Source organism: Pseudomonas sp. FG36, from assembly GCF_057809275.1.
This window is the reverse complement of record NZ_JBMDJQ010000040.1, coordinates 1-16,669: the sequence shown is the minus strand read 5'-3', so window position 1 is coordinate 16,669 and position 16,669 is coordinate 1. Positions and strand designations below refer to the sequence as shown.

10 protein-coding genes and 1 pseudogene are annotated in these 16,669 nt (G+C 67.6%); 6 read left to right on the top strand and 5 right to left on the bottom strand.

The features are described 5' to 3' along the window. Nucleotides 1-2: 2 nt before the first annotated feature. Nucleotides 3-1,568, bottom strand: a complete 1,566-nt coding sequence (peaA, locus tag ACODS9_RS22995; RefSeq protein ID WP_489094828.1) for a quinohemoprotein amine dehydrogenase subunit alpha — start codon at nucleotides 1,566-1,568, stop codon at nucleotides 3-5. A gap of 482 nt (nucleotides 1,569-2,050) precedes the next feature. Here peaA and ACODS9_RS22990 point away from each other — a divergent pair, with 482 nt between their 5' ends. Together ACODS9_RS22990 and ACODS9_RS22985 are read left to right on the top strand one after the other, a co-directional pair. Next, the gene (locus tag ACODS9_RS22990; protein ID WP_489094827.1) at nucleotides 2,051-3,544 is read left to right on the top strand and encodes an aldehyde dehydrogenase family protein; all 1,494 of its coding nucleotides are present in this window, start codon (nucleotides 2,051-2,053) and stop codon (nucleotides 3,542-3,544) included. Between the two features lie 91 nt (nucleotides 3,545-3,635). Beyond that, nucleotides 3,636-4,949: pseudogene (locus tag ACODS9_RS22985) on the top strand (alginate export family protein). A gap of 1 nt (nucleotide 4,950) precedes the next feature. Here ACODS9_RS22985 and qhpG read toward each other — a convergent pair. Genes qhpG through ACODS9_RS22965 form a run of 4 tightly spaced genes read right to left on the bottom strand, consistent with a single transcriptional unit; the run spans nucleotide 4,951 to nucleotide 10,538 of the window. Next, nucleotides 4,951-6,237: a flavin-dependent monooxygenase QhpG gene (gene qhpG, locus ACODS9_RS22980; RefSeq protein WP_489094826.1), complete on the bottom strand. Its 1,287-nt coding sequence runs from the start codon at nucleotides 6,235-6,237 to the stop codon at nucleotides 4,951-4,953. Beyond that, nucleotides 6,230-6,907: a subtilisin-like serine protease QhpE gene (qhpE, locus tag ACODS9_RS22975; RefSeq protein ID WP_489094825.1), complete on the bottom strand. Its 678-nt coding sequence runs from the start codon at nucleotides 6,905-6,907 to the stop codon at nucleotides 6,230-6,232. The genes qhpG and qhpE overlap by 8 nt, the downstream gene beginning before the upstream one ends. Further along, a complete protein-coding gene (locus ACODS9_RS22970) occupies nucleotides 6,897-8,624 on the bottom strand; it encodes an ABC transporter ATP-binding protein (RefSeq protein WP_489094824.1) in 1,728 nt (575 codons plus the stop codon). Before ACODS9_RS22970 ends, qhpE begins: the two co-directional genes overlap by 11 nt. A 3-nt stretch (nucleotides 8,625-8,627) precedes the next feature. Continuing rightward, complete coding sequence (locus ACODS9_RS22965; protein WP_489094823.1) at nucleotides 8,628-10,538, bottom strand: sigma-54-dependent Fis family transcriptional regulator; 1,911 nt, start codon at nucleotides 10,536-10,538, stop codon at nucleotides 8,628-8,630. 290 nt (nucleotides 10,539-10,828) lie between these two features. Here ACODS9_RS22965 and ACODS9_RS22960 point away from each other — a divergent pair, with 290 nt between their 5' ends. The 4 genes from ACODS9_RS22960 to ACODS9_RS22945 are packed head-to-tail and all read left to right on the top strand — an operon-like array spanning nucleotide 10,829 to nucleotide 16,398. After that, nucleotides 10,829-12,175: a hypothetical protein gene (locus ACODS9_RS22960; RefSeq protein ID WP_489094822.1), complete on the top strand. Its 1,347-nt coding sequence runs from the start codon at nucleotides 10,829-10,831 to the stop codon at nucleotides 12,173-12,175. Nucleotides 12,176-12,201: 26 nt separating this feature from the next. Continuing rightward, nucleotides 12,202-14,436 carry an Ig-like domain-containing protein gene (locus ACODS9_RS22955; protein ID WP_401112132.1) on the top strand — a complete coding sequence of 745 codons (2,235 nt, stop codon included), beginning with the start codon at nucleotides 12,202-12,204 and terminating at the stop codon, nucleotides 14,434-14,436. 15 nt (nucleotides 14,437-14,451) lie between these two features. Further along, on the top strand, nucleotides 14,452-14,922 hold the full coding sequence (locus ACODS9_RS22950) for a curlin (protein WP_038706268.1): 471 nt from the start codon (nucleotides 14,452-14,454) through the stop codon (nucleotides 14,920-14,922). 30 nt (nucleotides 14,923-14,952) lie between these two features. Next, nucleotides 14,953-16,398: a curlin gene (locus ACODS9_RS22945; protein ID WP_489094821.1), complete on the top strand. Its 1,446-nt coding sequence runs from the start codon at nucleotides 14,953-14,955 to the stop codon at nucleotides 16,396-16,398. The last annotated feature ends 271 nt before the right edge of the window (nucleotides 16,399-16,669 follow it).

Sequence of the window (16,669 nt, the reverse complement as noted above, 5' to 3'; positions counted from 1 at the left end):
GCCTATGGCAGCGGCGGATTGTTCCAGCGCTGCACGGTGACGATCATGTGGCCCTCGCCCTGCTGGCCACCGTCGGCGAGGGTGGCGATCACCTTCAGGTTGCCGGCGTTGTTGGTCATCATCTTGCGCTCGGGGTTGGGCCCTGCCCCACCCGGCACGAACACGCCGTCGGCCTGCATCTGCCCGGCGAACCTGACGTCCTCGTCCTCGACCGCCCGTTCGTTGAACGGCTCGACTTTCCAGGTGGCCGGCAGGTAGCCGATGCGCAGCGGCTGGCCACTGGCGTCCTTGCCCCAGGCTTCAGCCTCGAAGCGACCTTGCACCTTCGGCACCGAGGCGCCGTTCTCGCCGATGCGGGCAATGGAGAACGCCGGCACCACCTTGACCTCATCGACCTTGTCGTACACCGCCAACTGCACGCCCTTGAGCGCGCCCACCGCCACCTCGCGGGGGCCGGCGGCGGCATCCTTGGCGGCCCGAGCCTTGACCCGGATCAGCGTCGGCGTCGACTCCAGCACTTCGGTCACCTGCACGCCCGCACCCAGGTCGGGCTTGCCGGAAAGGTCGCTGCCCACCAGGGTGATCTCGCTGTCGCTGCCGGTCTTGATGAACGCCGGCTGCACTGCCAGCAGGCGCCCCTGCCCGGCCTTCGCCGCACTGAAGTCCAGGCCGCGCTCGTCGTGCTCGGCCTCGAACATGCGGCCCTTCATCTGCCCGTCGATGGCGGCGAACACCTGGCGCAGGTTGGCCTCGCCGACCTTGACGTTGCCGCGCCATTCATAGCCGTTGTAGAGGATCGCCGAACCGCTGCCATTGAACGGCGTGCCGTCGGCGTAGGCGCCCTTGACCTCGACCTTGAAGGTATCGCCCTGCTCGGCGCTGACCGTCATCACTCCACGCACGTCACCCTTGGCCAGCATATGGCCGCTGAACGCCCATTGCCCGGCCAGGACCTTGGACTCGGGCCGGGCCTTGAGCCACTCGGCCCAGGCCGGGTTGTCGAGGGGGAAGCGCTTGGCCAGGTCGGGCACCATCTGCTTGAGGGCGATGTCCAGCCAGTCGCGGTCGCGGGCCTGGGCCTGGTATTCGAGGGACGGCCATTGGCCGAGGTGGAAGTTGACCAGGTGCTCCCACTCCTTGGCCGGGCGCCGTTGCAGGGCGACCCGGGCGCCGGAGTGGCAACGCCCGCACATCTGGCTGAGCGGGTCGTCGAAGTGTTCGACGGTATTGAGCCGGCGCTCCATGGCGTAGCGCACACCGTCGGTCTCGCTGGGCGCCAGGCCCTGCTTGTCGGCCAGGTACTTGACCAGGGTGCGACGGTCGTCGTCGCTGATCGAAAGGCCATGCATCACCTGCATGCGGGCGATGCTCATCAGCCAGCCCTCGGGGGTCTTGCGCTGGTGGCTGATGCGGCTGTAGCTGTCGTTGCCTTCGGGGATATGGCACCCCATGCACTTGCTCTGCAACAGGCTCGGGCCCTGCTCGGCCGCCATGGCCTGGGCGGACAGCAGTGCGGTGGCGGCCAGCGCCAGTGTGCCCGCCTGCCGCCGGAGTCGAGTCGTCTTCAAGGTCAGACCTCCACGGTATCGTTCTTATCGTTATTCGCACGCTGCGGTGTGCATCTGACAGTAGCGATACAGGAAGTGTGCCAATTGCGGTAAATATGTTTTGCATCAACGATTTGAGCGCAAAGCGGGGGCAAACCCCAGCAGCGCAGGCTGTGGCCGAACGTGCCATTTCGCGACGAGGTGTTTCACCTTGAGACACGGGGCCTGGCGCAGGCCATCGCTGGCAAGCCAGCTCCCACAGGGATCTAGCCACCTTCGAGAGCAACGCCGTACCTGTGGGAGCCGGCTTGCCGGCCATTGGCCCGCACAGCGGCCTGTTTCATCCCCGTCTCACTCAGTCTCAATGTGCAACAGCTCAAGCCTCCCTGACTGCATGCCATGTGAAGCGAAAACCACATGTATCAAGGGCTGTGAACGCGTTGAACGGCTTGGCACGCCCCTTGCCCTGCCATGGTCCCAACCATGACAAGAGGCACCGCCCCATGCATTCCGAACTGCCGATTCTGCCCGCCACCCGTGCCTTCCTCGCACGCCAGCTGAAGATGCGCATTGGCGCAGACTGGCAGGACGCAGCAAGCGGCCGCACCATGACCTTGCGCAACCCGGCCAGTGGCGAGGTCCTCGCCGAGGTGCCCGCGGCCGAGGCACAGGACGTGGACCGCGCCGTGCAGGCCGCCCGCCAGGCGTTCGACCACTCGGCCTGGAGCCGGATGCGTCCGCGTGAGCGGCAGAACCTGCTGTGGCGCCTGGCCGACCTGATGCAACGCGATGCCCAGGAGCTGGCCGAGCTGGAATGCCTGAACAATGGCAAAAGTGCCGCCGTGGCCCAAGTGATGGACGTGCAACTGGCCATCGACTTCCTGCGCTACATGGCCGGGTGGGCGACCAAGCTCGAAGGCAGCACGGTCGAGCCGTCGCTGCCGCTGATGCCCAATGACGACTTCCACGCGTTCGTGCGCCGCGAGGCGGTGGGCGTGGTCGGCGCCATCGTCGCCTGGAACTTCCCGCTGCTGCTGGCCTGTTGGAAGCTGGGCCCGGCCCTGGCCACCGGCTGCACGGTGGTGCTCAAGCCTGCCGATGAAACCCCGCTGACCGCGCTCAAGCTCGCCGAACTGGTAAGCGAGGCCGGCTATCCGGATGGAGTGTTCAACGTGATCACCGGCACCGGGCTGAACGCCGGTGCCGCGCTGAGCCGCCACCCGGGCGTGGACAAGCTGACCTTCACCGGCTCCACCGAAGTCGGCAAGCTGATCGGCAAGGCGGCCATGGACAACATGACCCGCGTCACCCTCGAACTGGGCGGCAAGTCGCCGACCATCGTCCTGCCCGACGCCAACCTGCAGGAGGCCGCCGCCGGGGCCGCCACGGCGATCTTCTTCAACCAGGGCCAGGTGTGCTGCGCCGGCTCCCGACTGTATGTGCACCGCAAGCACTTCGACAACGTGGTGGCCGATATCGCCGGCATCGCCAATGCCATGAAACTGGGCAACGGCCTGGACCCTAGCGTACAGATGGGCCCGCTGATCTCGGCCAGGCAGCAGGAGCGGGTCACCGGCTACATCGACCTGGGTCGCGAGTTGGGCGCGACCATCGCCTGCGGCGGCGAAGGCTTCGGCCCGGGCTACTTCGTCAAGCCGACGGTGATCGTCGATGTCGACCAGCGCCACCGCCTGGTGCAGGAGGAGATCTTCGGCCCGGTGCTGGTGGCTATGCCGTTCGACGACCTCGACGAGGTGGTGGGCCTGGCCAACGACAACCCCTACGGGCTGGGCGCGAGCATCTGGTCCAACGACCTGGCCGCGGTGCACCGGATGATCCCGCGGATCAAGTCCGGGTCGGTGTGGGTGAACTGTCACAGCGCGCTGGACCCGGCGCTGCCGTTCGGCGGCTACAAGCTCTCCGGCGTCGGCCGCGAGATGGGCGCGGCGGCAATCGAGCACTACACCGAGCTGAAGTCGGTGCTGATCAAGCTCTGATTCCACCTGTGCCGGCCTCATCGCCTGGCCGGCGATGAGGCCGGCACAGGCAATGAAAAAGCCAGAAAACAACAAAAACATGGAGCACACCATGACGCACAAGCTCGCCTGCACGTTGGCCCTGCTGCTGGCCTCTCCCCTCACCCAGGCCCACGAAATGTACAACCACGCCGGCACCACCCTGGACGCCAACCTCGAAGCGCTGTTCGGCGTGTTCCACAGCGACGAAAGCTTCGACCAGTTCGGCAACCGCCAGGCCGGCAGCAGCAACTGGCGCGAGGGCTACGTCAAGTACGGCCTGAGCGCCAGCCAGGCGCTGACCGGCAACGGCACGCTTTACGGCGCCTTCAGCCTGCTCAGTTAGGCCACCTGGGGCGATGGCGACGCCGCGGGTTTCACGCTCGGTGACGAACGTCGCACCGGCGTCGAGGACGCTTACCTTGGATGGCGCTCGGGCACCCTGTTTCCGGCGCTTGGCGAAGACGGCATCGATCTCTCCGGTGGGCGCCAGGTCATCACCCTCGGCGACGGTTTCCTGATCCAGGGCGACCCGGTCAATGCCGGCAACGTCGACCTGGGCGCCGATTTCGACCGTGGCGGCGCCTACTACCTGGCGGCGCGCAAGGCGTTCGACCGCACCGCCGTGTTGCGTCTGGGCGGCAAGCAGGGTTGGCGCGGCGACCTGATGTGGCTCAAGTCCGACAACCCGTTCCAGGCCGACACCTCCATGGCGGTGGCCAACCTCGAGCATGTCGCCGACGCGGGCACCCTGGGCCTGAGCTGGATCCGCGGCCTGGATGTCGACCGCCGCTATGCCGAGATCCTTGGCCTGGAACACCGCGACGGCATGGACACGGTGAGCCTGCGCGGGCGTGGCAACCTGGGAGTGAAAGACCTCGAACTGGCCGCCGAGTATGTCACCCAGGATCGCACCGACGGGCGCGAGAACGCCTGGTACCTGGAGGGCAACTGGACCTTCTCCGGGCTGCCCTGGTCGCCCACCGCCACCTACCGCTACAGCCGCTTCTCGGAGCACTTCGACCCGTTGTTCTATGGCCTGAGCCGGGGCTATGGCACCTGGTTCCAGGGCGAGGTGGCGGCCAACTACGCCGGGCCATTCAACAGCAATACCCAGGTGCACCATGTGGCGCTCAAGGCCACGCCACGGGAGGGGCTGACCCTGGGCGCGCTGTACTTCGACTTCGACCCGCTCAGCACCGACCAGGGCAACCTGGGTGGGCGCGAGGTGGACCTGTATGTGGAGTGGATGGTCAACGAGCATTGGCTGATCAGCCCGCTGGTGGGGTTCTACACCCCGCAACGCAGCGCGCAGGATGGCGGCGTGCAGTTGGGTGGCCGGGATAGCGGGGCCTACCTGCAACTGGTGGTGGGGACATTCTTCTAAATCAAAAGCCCTGTTCGCGTAACCAGCGCTCGACCATCGGCTGGTGCGCCTGTGTCACCAGGCGCTCCAGGCCGATGCCGGCCTGCACCCCGCGCACCACTGGCGCCAGCTCGACACCCTGCAGGTGCCACACCCCCAGCGGCTGGTCGGCCGTCACCACCACTTCGGCCTCCTCCACCCAACCATCGCGCAGCACCGGGCGGCGCTCGACCCGCACCGCCTGCCAGTTTGCCGCCGCGTGCAGCGGTTGCGCATCCGGCCAGCCTCGGCGGCGAGCCCAGAACGGCTGTGTGCCACGTTGCGCTTCCTGGGCGTAGAAGTCGCGCCCGATCCGGGCGAAACGCAGGAACAACTGTTCGATCCGCGTTTGATGGAAGCGCTGCGCCAGGTCCGCCTGCCCGGGCCGTTGCAGCAGGGTATTGATCACCACGGGCGCCTGCAGCGCCGAGGACAAGGACTGGAAGATGCCATTGCCCGACAACGGATCGACCGCCATCGCCGCATCGCCAACCCGTAGCCAATCACGGCCCGCGCAGTTGCCGACAAGAATCGCTGTGCTGCTGCGTGCATGCACCTGGGCAGGCGCGAAGGCCTGCTCGCCGAACAATTGCGCCACCAGCGCCGAGCCACGACGAAGCTCGGCACAGTACTCGGGCAACGCCGTCTTGCCCGGCAACCGCGCCGCCATCACGTCCAGCGTCACCTGCCAGTAGCAGCGGCCATCGGCCAGCCGCGCCATCCAGGCCCAGCCGTCGTCCAGGCTTTCCACTGCCGAAGCCGGCGTGCCGGGCTCGGCTTGCCAGAGGTTGAGCAGGCTGACGGTTTCCGGCCCGCGCAGGCGACCTTCGCTCAACGGGGCCTGACGACCACGGGCCTCGACCAGGAAATCGCCGTGCAGGGTACGCCCGTCGTCCAACCGGACCCGGTACCCCTGCCCCTGCTCCACCTCGCGCACACGCCCTTCGACGAGCTCGACACCGGCACGATTCAAGTCATCACGCAGTGCCTGATCGAAGCGCTGGCGATCCAGCAGCCACTCCTGGTTCGGTTGCAGCCGCTCACCGTTCCAGTGCACCTGCCGCGTGGCCGGCATGGTCGCCTCGGCCAGGGCAGCGCCCAGGCCCGCATGGCGCAAGCCCTCCAGCACACGTTGCGAAACACCTTCCACCGCGGCGAAACGGCGCCAGTCGGACACCACGGTGACGGGGTAGCCCATCCGCCGCAGCCCCAGGGCAGTAGTCGCCCCCGCAGGTCCGGCACCGAGTACCAGGATGCTCGGTTCAGGCATCGGTCGACTCCTTGCGCTCAGGGCCGACGAACGTCGCATGCTGCTCCAGCCAGTGCAACAGTGCCTGCCGCGTCATGCCGGGCTCTTCGCGCAGCAGGGCCGCCACCCGTCCAGTGAACGCGGCACAGGCCAGACTGGCGCCGGCCACCCCGGCGGCGCCAACCGCCGCGCCGAAGTCGGCCTGGGGAGTGTCCAGCCACGACCATTGCCCAGCGGCGCAGCGGGCATCGCCAGTGACGCGAATAACCCCGGGATAACTGGCCGGATACACCGCCTCGCCCCGCGCCGGACTGGAGGCGCACAGCAGCACGCCAGCGGCCACGGCCTCGGCGCAGGCCAGGCGCAGCACCGGGCGATCCTGGCGCAGGCCCAGGCTCAGGTTGACCACGGTCGCGCCCGCTTCCACCAGCCACAACAAGCCAGCGGCCACCTGCAAGGCGCTGGTGCTGCCCTGCCCGGCGAACACCTGGGCCAGCAGCACCGGCTGGCCGCCGGACTCGGCCCGCAGCCGCGCCAGCACCGCGCTGCCGTGGCCCAGGGCATCCGGCAGCGGCTCGCCCTCGCACAGCACGCCATCCTCAAGCCAGAAGCGCCGCGCGCCGCGCAGGCTATCCGCCTGCTGCGCCGAGCAGCCACTGTCGATCACGCCAATGCACAGGTCAGCGGCCATGGTCGGCGGGCTCCTTGCTGCGCAATTGCCCGTCACGCAGTTCCAGATGCAAGTCGGCATCGGCGAGGGTCGAGGCACGATGGCTGATCAGGATCCGTGTACGCCCGGCAAACAGCTGGTCGATGGCGGTAATCACTTCACGCTCGGTGGCTTCGTCCACCGCCGAGGTGGCCTCATCGAGCACCAGGATCGCCGGTTGCTGCAGCAGCGCCCGGGCGATGGCGATACGTTGTTTCTGGCCACCGGACAACTGCTGGCCGCGTTCGCCCAGCAGACCATCGAGCCCCAGCGGCAGGCTCTGCACCAGGCTGTCCAGGCGGGTAAGCCGCACCACCCGCTCGATCTCCTCACGGCTGGCCTGGGGCGTGCTGTAGGCCAGGTTCTGCGCCAGGGTGCCGCGAAACAGCACGATGTCCTGGCTGACCACCGCGATGCGCCGCCGCAGGGCCTGCAGGTCGAGCTCGCGCAGGTCGACGCCGTCGAGCAGGATGCGCCCGCCATCCGGGTCGTAGAAGCGTTGCAGCAGGTCGATCAGGGTCGACTTGCCGACGCCGGAAGCGCCACTGATGGCGATCTTGGCGCCGCCGGGCAGACAGGCCTGCACCTGGTCAAGCACCACACCCTGGCGCCCGTCGTGGGCGAACGAAACGCCGTCCAGTCGCAACTCCCCGGTCCCTTGTGGCATGGGCCGGGGATCGTCCGCCTCGCGCACCGCGAGCGCTTCCTGCTTGAGCTCCATCACCCGCCCCAGGCTCACGGCCATCCGTTGCACCGCCACGTACAGACCCAGCAGGCTCTGCACCGGACCGACGGCCATGCCCATGTAGGTGGAAAAGGCGATCAGCGCACCCAGTTGCCAGGTGCCCTGGATCACCCACCAGCCGCCGACCAGGAATGCGCAGGCCCGGCACCAGGAAGTCAGCGTGCCGGGCACCGCCTGGGTAAAGAACTCCGTGACCTGCACCCTGAGCAGCTGCCCCATGTAGCCCTGCCCCAACTGGTCGAGGCGCTCGGCCTCACGCCGCTGCTGGCCGGCGGCCTGGATGAACTTCATCGCCGGCAGCGTCTCGACCAGGAACGACGACACGTCCGCCGAGCGTTCGCGCAGGTTGCGCACCTCGCGCTCGACCTTGCGTCGCATCCAGCGCAGCCACAGCACTTCGAGCGGAATCAGCAACGCCAGCAGCAGCGACAGTTGCCAGGACAGCATCAGCATCAAGGCCACCGCGCCGACCAGGCCGATCAGCGCCGATACCGCCGAGAACAGCGAGTCCACGGCAAAGCGCTGGATCTCGGCGACATCGCCATCGAGCCGCGACAGGATGTCACCGGTGCGCCGCCGCCCGTAGAAGGTCGGCGAAAGTTGTTGCAGATGACGGTACAAGTCGTCGCGCAGGGCGAACAGGATGCGCCCGGACAGGCGCGTGTGCAGGTAGCGGTTGATCCCTGCCAGCAGCGTGCCGAGCAGGCCAGCGACGATCATGATCACCGCCATGTGCCAGAGGGTCTGGTAATCCTTGGCCAGCAGGCCCTCGTCGATCAGCGTCTTGACCAGCCAGGGTTGCGCCAGGGCCAGCAGCGAGGCGCCCAGGGACAACCCCAGGAGCACGCCGATGGCGCCACGTTGCGGGCGCACGAAGCCGTAGAGCCAGGCCAGGGCCTGGCGCATCAACTGCGGGTCGCTGGATTCGATCAATCGGGAAAACAGTTCGCGCATGGCTCAACCACGCAACTGCTTGAGCTTGCGGTACAGCGTCGCCCGGCTGATGCCCAGGGCCTCGGCCGCGGCCGAGACATTGCCCTGGTGCCGGGCCAGTGCGGCGCGGATCAGTTCCAGTTCGTTGTCGCGCAGGCTGCCGGACGGCGCGGCGCCGCTGGCCAGTTCATCGAGCAGGCAGTCGGTGAGGTGGTCGAGGGTCAGCACCTGCTCGCCCTCCTCGCGCATTGCCAGGGCGGTGCGCACCACCATTTCCAGCTGGCGGATGTTGCCCGGCCAGTCGAAGTTCTCCAGCAGCGCAACCAGTGCCGGGTCAAGGCTGACAGCGCGGGCCCCGGCCTTGTCCAGCAGGCCCTGGATGATCGTTGCCAGGTCGTCGCGCTCGCGCAGTGTCGGCAGGCGCAGGGACACGCCATTGACCCGGTAGTAGAGGTCTTCGCGGAAGTGCTGGTCGGCGACTCGGCGTTTGAGGTCGCGATGGGTGGCGCAGATCAGCGCCACGTCGATGTCCTGCTCGTCGCCGGCGCCAAGGGGCGCCACGCGGCGCTCCTGCAGCACACGCAGCAGGCGCGCCTGCAGGGCCAGCGGCATGTCGCCGATCTCGTCGAGGAACAGCGTGCCGCCATGGGCCTGCATCAGCCGCCCAACCATGCCGCCCCGGCGCGAGCCGGTGAAGGCGCCGTCGCGGTAGCCGAACAGCTCGGACTCGATCAGCCCCTCGGGAATCGCCGCGCAGTTGACCGCCACGAATGGCTTGTCGGCACGCGGACCGGCCTGGTGCAGGGCACGGGCAACCACCTCCTTGCCGGTGCCGGTTTCGCCCAGCAGCAGCACCGGCAGCCCGTTCGCCAGGCCTTGGCGGGCCATGCGCAAGGCACGCGCCAGGCGCGCATCGCCACCGGCCAGCGCTTCCAGTGCCTGGGCCCTCGGCGGTGCTGGTTTGGCGACCGGGGACGGGCCACTGATGCGCGCATGCCGTGGCAGTTGCAGCGCCCGGAAAAAGAACTCGCCCGCGGCCGTCTGCACGCTGCTGACACCGCCCTGCCACAGGCGCGCGATGAACGCCGGCGAGCGCTCGCCCAACAGGTCGCTGCTGCGCCGCCCGAGCAGCGCCTGGCGTGGCATCTGCAACAGTTGGCAGGCATTGTCGTTGGCTGCCAGCACCTCGCCCTCCAGGCTCAGCGCCAGCAGGCCCTGCCAGGCGCTGGCCAGGTATTGCGGGCGGCTGTGGAAGGCCAGCACCAGATGCTCGGGATGGTAGAGCCCGAACAACCGGCCTTCGATATTGCCGGCGGCGAGCAGCAACGTGGACAGGCTGTCCTGGGGCTGGGCCATGACCCCTTCACGGGTCACGTCGAGCACGCCGATCACTTCGCCACGCGGATCACGCAGCGGCACCGAGGTGCAGGAGAACGGGCTGAGCCGGTCCAGGTAATGCTCGCCGCAGTTGATCAGGGTCGGCTGGCCCTCGACCACTGCCGTGCCGATGGCATTGGTGCCGCGCAGGGCCTCGCTCCAGCAACTGCCAGGGTGCAGGTCGCGCAGGCCCTCGCGCTCGAGCACGTGTTTCTGGCCGTCGATCGTCAGCACGTTGGCCTGGGCGTCACCGAGGATGACGATGCCGTTCTTGCCCTGGCGCTTGATCAGGTAGTCCAGCTCGGGGGTGGCCGCGTCGATCAGCAGGCGGTTGTGTTCCAGCAGCGTGTTCAGGTCCAGGCCGTGGCGAATACCCAGGCCGACCTGCTCGCCCTGCAGGCAGTCCAGGCCATGGCCAAGGCTGCGCCGCCAGGAGGCGTCGATCTCGTCACGCAGCATGCCGCAGGGCAGTTCGCCTTCGCTGGCAAGCTTGAGGCGGACCAGGCGAGATTGCTGCAAGGGGTCATTGGCGGTTGTTGTTGGAAGTTGGCGCGCCATTGCGTGCTCCTGGTGTGCCTCGCTCAGGCGGGGCAACGGGCATCGGATTTTTCGGCAGTGTGCTTCAGAATTGGCTGGCAGTCATCAGCCACGACAGACACCGAGCCTCACCCCATTCCCCAATGCTGGGGCCACCCGCCCACCATGGCTACCTCGCCAGACCGTTGCCGGGGCGCTGAAACCCTCGTCGCAAAGGCCCTGGACGCACCTCTGCAAAACTTGGCACAACAGTTGCCGATCCCTCCCCAGACGCCCCAACCCATGGGCCCGTTTGCAGGAGGAAGCAACTCATGCACCGACCGACACCCCACCCGCTGGCCGTGGCGATCTTCGCCGGCCTGCTCCAGCTCCCGGCCCAGGCTGCGCTGTATGCGGTCGACACCGGCCCCTATACCCTGCCCACCGGTAAGTTCCCTGCCTGGTACCAGGACAGCCACGGCCGGGTGCTCGACCTGTGCCTGACCAAGGCGGTGAGCTCCAGGGTCGCCAGTGCTCCCGGCGCGCCCTCGTACATGTGTACGCTGCTGCCGACACCCGGCGTGTTCGACGACACCCAGCCAGTCGTCTTCCCCAGCAACTTCCCCGACGAAGCGTTCTGGTTCACCGCCGACGCCGCCATCGTCGATGCCGCCCGCGGCATCGACCTGACCTACGTATCGGCGATCGAGGCTGCCTTCAGCGCCGAGGAACCGGTGGATGGCGACCAGGTCAGCTTTGCCCGGGTGCGCATCCGCGTCGATGTGCCGGTGGCCGGTACCTACACCATCACCCACCCTTACGGTGTCGATGTGTTCGAGGTGGCGGCGGGCGGACGCCGGGCGATCAACATGACCCGCGACATCGGCATCGGCTCGCCAGGCGACTACAGCGGCGCGCTCAGGGGCGACGTCGGGCCGTTCCTGCGCAGCGTCAACGGCCCCTATACCGAAACCAACCCAGGCACCGGCGCCAGCGAACGCTTCATCGGCGACCCGAACCTGGAGGAGCCGGTCACCGGCAGCCCGTTCAACACCAACTTCGTGCGCATCGAAGGGCCCAATGGCATCGACCTGCGTACCGAGCTGTTCGCCATCTCCGGCAAGCTATCCACGGTCAACCGCCCGACGCCGCTGATCCCGCTGCGCAGCACCTATTCGCGACACACCGTGAATGGCGACCTGCGCGCCCAGCAGGATGTGTTCGTGATGGCGCCGCCGGCGCCCGCCACGGTCACCCTGACCAGCCAGACCCCCACCCTGCCCCTCGGCGAGGCCAACGGCACCGGTGCCTGGTACGCCCAGTCGCCGCTCAACCCGACCCTGCCGCTGACCTTGCAGGTGACCGCCGACAACAGCCTGGCCATCGCCACCAGCACCCCGACCAGCGCACCGATGCCGCTGACCGACCTGGTGACCATCAGCCGCGCCGAATACAGCCTGGGCAGCGGCCAGCTGACCCTGGTGGCCAGCAGCAGCGACGAGACCAGCCCGCCGGCCCTCACCGCCCGCACCGGCAACGGTGCGTTGATCGGCGGCCTGAGCGGCAACGGCGCGGTCAAGACCCTGACCACCGGGCTCTCGCCGATCCCGCCAGCGACGGTGCAGGTCACCAGCGCCCATGGCGGCAGCGACAGCGAAGACGTGGTGCTGGTGCCATGAACAGGACACGCCTTCAAGGAGGCAGCATGAATACTTGGTCGCGTCGCGCGCTCTGCGCCGCCGGTTTCACCCTCACCCTCAGCAGCGCGGCCTGGGCCGCGCTGTCGGAGGTCGACCCCGGCCCCTACACCTTCGCCACCGGGGGCTACCCCATGTGGTACAAGGACGCCAACAACCTCGCCCTGGAGCTGTGCCAGTCGCGCGCCACCAGCACCCGATCACCGGGTGGCCCGGGCGCTCCAGCCTACATGTGCACCCTGCTGCCCGAGCCCGGGGTCTATGACGATGCCCTGCCGCTGGTGTTCCCGGACAACTGGCCACCGGAGATGTTCTGGTTCCTGGCCGAGACCGAGATCCCCCAGGTAGGCAACAGTGGCTACGAGCTGGAGGTCTACGTTGCCGGCCTTGAGGCGGCCTTCGCTGCCGAGAATCCGGTCAATGGCGACCAGCAGAGCTTCGCCCGCATCCGCATCCGCGCCTCGGTGCCGCGCACCGGCACCTACACCATCACCCACCCCTATGGAGTCGAGACGGTCAACGTGACCACGGCGGGCCGGCGGGCGATCAACATCACCCGTGACATCGGCATCGGTGCCCCCGGCAACTTCAGCGGCGCGCTGAACGGCAACCTCGGCCCGTTCCTGCGCGGTGTCGGCGGCCCCTACACCGAGGTCAACCCGGACACCGGCGCCACCGAGACCTTCGTCGGCGACCCTAACATCACCGAGGCGGTGACCGGCAGCCCGAACAACACCAACTTCGTGCGCATCCAGGGCCCGGCGGGCACCATCCAGACCAACGTCTTCACCGTTTCCGGCAAGGTCCTCGACCAACGCCAGCAAACCCCGGCGACATTGGAACGCGCCACCTACCAGCGCAACGCCGCGGGCACCCGCGTCGAAGTCTTCGCCAAGGCGCCGAACAGCGCCAGCCTGTGCCTGCGCAACGGCCTGGCGCTGGTCGGCTCGCCGCCTTCGCCCTGCCAGTTCAGCATGCTCGCCGACAACAACGGGTTGTTCTTCAACCAGCAACTGAGCCAGGCAGTGCCTCCGTCAGTGGTGGTAGTCACCGCCAGCAGCCCGGCCGGCACCACGCGCCCGACATCGCTATCTAGCAAGCTCAGCGATGTGGTCAAGGTGGGCACGGCACGCTATGACTGGAGCGCCAAGCGGTTGCTGATCGAGGCCCGTTCCAGCGACGAAGTCGTGGTGCCGGACTTGCTGGTCCAGGGCTTCGGGCGGATGTCCAAGTCCGGTGTCCAGCAAAGCCTCACGGTCAACGACCTGGCCCAGCCGCCTGCCAGCATCACGGTCAAGTCGGCACATGGTGGTTTCGACGTGGAACCGGTGGTGGTGGTCGGCAGCGCCCCGGTGCAGGCCGAGAACCAAGCCCCCGTGGCCCAGGCCGACAGCGGCAGTACCAGTGTCGGCATACCGATCACCCTCAACCTGCTGGCCAACGACAACGACCCGGACGGCAACGTGCCGCTGAGCATCACCGACCTCACCCAACCGGGCACCGGCCTGGGCGGCGTGGTGATGAACGGCACCACGGCAGTGACCTACACCCCACCGGCCGGGGCCACCTCGCCGCTGGTGGCGACCTTCAGCTACCGCGCGCAAGACGCCAAGGGCCTGAAATCGCCGGTCACCAACGTGACCGTCAACGTCGCGCCGAACCGTCCACCGACCGCAGTGGCCGACAGCGCCGCCACCCTCGGCGTGCCACTGACCATCAACGTCCTGGCCAACGACACCGACCCGGAAGGCAACCTGCCACTGACCATCGCCAGCGTCACCCAGCCGACCCCGGCCGGGCGCGGCACGGTGAGCACCGACGGCAACGTGATCACCTACACGCCACCGGCGACGGTCACCACGGCGTTCACCACCAGCTTCACCTACGTCGCCCGTGACGCGATCGGCGCCACCTCGACGCCTGGTACGGTCACGGTGCAGGTATCGCCACGACCGGCCCAGGAGACCTTCGCGGTCACCGCGGCGACGGTCACGGCGCGCTCCAACAACCGCTTCAACTGGGACATCAGCGGTACGTCCTCGGTGACCACCGGTAACACCATCACGGTGCGGGTGACCACCACCAACGGCGTGCAGACCCTGGGTACCACCACCGTGCCGGTCACCGGCCGCTGGCGCCTGACGGTGAGCAACAGCACCACGCTGATCCCGACCGCTGCGCCAACCGCGACCGTGACCAGCAGCCAGGGCACCACTCGCACCACCAACGTGGTCGTGCAGTAGCGCCGGGAGGATGCCATGAACGCCCTGTTTCCACTGCTGCTGTGCCTGGCCCTCGGGGGCCAGGCCTGGGCCGACGACCTGATGGACAACGCCGACCTTGCCGCCGGCAGCGACCTGGGCGAGCCACTGGTGCTGCGCCTGCTGCCAAGCGGCGCCGGCCAGGTCGCGGTGATCGAGCAACTGGGCAGCGGCAACCGTGCCGCCCTCGACCAGAACGGCCAGGCCCTGCTGGGCCGGATCGTCCAGGCCGGGGGCGCGCAGGAGGCTTACATCCTGCAGGAAGGCAGCGACCTGACGGCCGCGATCAGCCAGCAGGGCCAGGGCAACGACGCGACGATCCGCCAGAGCGGCAGCGGCAACAGCGCCGCCATCGAGCAGATCGGCAACCACAACAGCGCCACCATCGACCAGCGCGGCACGGGGCTCAACAGCGCCGTGACCCAGGCCGGCAACGGCCAGCAGGTCCACATCACCCAGTACCGCTAGGCACTCATCGACAGATCTGGAGGCAACACCATGCACAAGCTCGCCCCCCTGAGCGCCGCCATCGTCCTGGCCCTTGCCGGCCAGGCCATGGCCGACGACAGCACTTCGACCCAGTCCCAACAGGGCAACCAGAACATCGCCGAGGTCAAGCAGACCCAGGCGTCGTTCGCCTCGGCCACGCAGAACCAGGCCGGCCACGACCACAACCACATGGCGCTGCAGGACAGTAGCACCAGCCATATCCAGCAGAGCGCCACTGGCTCGTTCAACGCCGGCTACGCCGAGCAGTTGTTCGAGAACGGCAGCCAGATCACCCAGCAGTCCGGCGGCAGCCTCAACGACGCCTTCGCCAGCCAGTCGGTGGGCGAGAACAACGAAGCCCTGCAGGTCCAGCAAGGCAGCGGCAACCGTTCGGTCATCTGGCAGGACACCCAGTACGGCAGCCAGGCCACCATCTTGCAGTCCGGCCATGGCAACGACGCCACGGTCGAGCAGCTGTTCGGCGGCAGCAACAACAAGAGCGTGATCATGCAGGGTGGCAGCGACAACCAGGCGGCCGCCGAGCATATGACCCACCAGGACGGCGATATCGCCATCTACCAGGAAGGCCGGCAGAACTGGGCCTACGGCGACCAGCGCGACGGCCTGGGCGGCACCATCGGCATCAACCAGTACGGCACCGGCAACTCGGTGGAGGTGTGGCAGGACAACCAGGCCGCGAGCCAGGCCAGTGTCTACCAGAACGGCCAGAGCAACGAAGGCTACATCGACCAGAGTTTCGGCCAGGCCAACAGCGCGGGCCTCAGCCAGACCGGCCGTGGCAACGCCAGCTGGTCGGACCAGTTCGAGACCAACCAGGCGGTGACCAGTATTTCCCAGGTGGGCAACAACAACCTGCACTTCACCTACCAGACCGGTGACAACCACAGCCTGACCATCAGCACGGTGGGCAACGCCAACAAGATCATGGCCAGCAACTGGAAGGGCGAGAAGTCCGGCGGGCAGTTCGGTGTCGGTCAGCAGGCGCAGATCAACCAGGCGGGCAATGGCAACGGGGTCAACCTCACCCAGGAGGGCAACAGCCAGATCGCCCGGCTGAACCAGGATGGCAACCGCAACCAGATGGAGACCCGCCAGGCCGACAGCAACAACGAGCTGTACTTCGAGCAGAACGGCAGCGACAACCTGCTCATCGCCGACCAGCGCGGCACCGCCAACTACGCCGAGGGCCTGGCTGCGGGCAATGGCGGCAGCATCACCCTCGAGCAGTCGGGCAGTGGCAACCAGAGCTACACCTATCAGCTGTATGGCAGTGGCAACGAGGCGACCATCAAGCAGACCGATGGGGTCAACCTTGCCTACGTGACCCAGGGGGGGAATGGGAACCAGGCGTTTGTCGACCAGAGTGGGGCTAGTCAGACGGCCACCATTACGCAGTTTGGGAATGCCAATATGGCGACTGTTACCCAGCAGTGACGGGGTTTCCCCTTGGACCGTGGCGTTGGTTCTCCCCTGGCGCTGCGGTTCCTTTTTTTCTTTGGGTTGGGTTGGGTCGGGGGCGGGGTCGGGGTCGGGGTCGGGGTCGGGGTCGGGGGCGATTGTTTTGTTTTTTGTAGACACATTCGTAGAAGATGTCGACATTTAGTCACCATTTCGCCTTTACGGCGACCTACTTTTGTCTTGACAAAAGTAGGCAAAACCGTTCGGCTCCGTTCATACGGCCCCTACGCTTCGCTCCGGGGTTCCC

Excerpts from the sequence above, each read along its gene's own strand:
- ACODS9_RS22990 (WP_489094827.1), top strand. The coding sequence starts at position 2,051 with ATGCATTCCGAACTGCCGATTCTGCCCGCCACCCGTGCCTTCCTCGCA.
- qhpG (WP_489094826.1), bottom strand. The coding sequence starts at position 6,237 with ATGCCTGAACCGAGCATCCTGGTACTCGGTGCCGGACCTGCGGGGGCG.
- qhpE (WP_489094825.1), bottom strand. The coding sequence starts at position 6,907 with ATGGCCGCTGACCTGTGCATTGGCGTGATCGACAGTGGCTGCTCGGCG.
- ACODS9_RS22970 (WP_489094824.1), bottom strand. The coding sequence starts at position 8,624 with ATGCGCGAACTGTTTTCCCGATTGATCGAATCCAGCGACCCGCAGTTG.
- ACODS9_RS22965 (WP_489094823.1), bottom strand. The coding sequence starts at position 10,538 with ATGGCGCGCCAACTTCCAACAACAACCGCCAATGACCCCTTGCAGCAA.
- ACODS9_RS22960 (WP_489094822.1), top strand. The coding sequence starts at position 10,829 with ATGCACCGACCGACACCCCACCCGCTGGCCGTGGCGATCTTCGCCGGC.
- ACODS9_RS22955 (WP_401112132.1), top strand. The coding sequence starts at position 12,202 with ATGAATACTTGGTCGCGTCGCGCGCTCTGCGCCGCCGGTTTCACCCTC.
- ACODS9_RS22950 (WP_038706268.1), top strand. The coding sequence starts at position 14,452 with ATGAACGCCCTGTTTCCACTGCTGCTGTGCCTGGCCCTCGGGGGCCAG.
- ACODS9_RS22945 (WP_489094821.1), top strand. The coding sequence starts at position 14,953 with ATGCACAAGCTCGCCCCCCTGAGCGCCGCCATCGTCCTGGCCCTTGCC.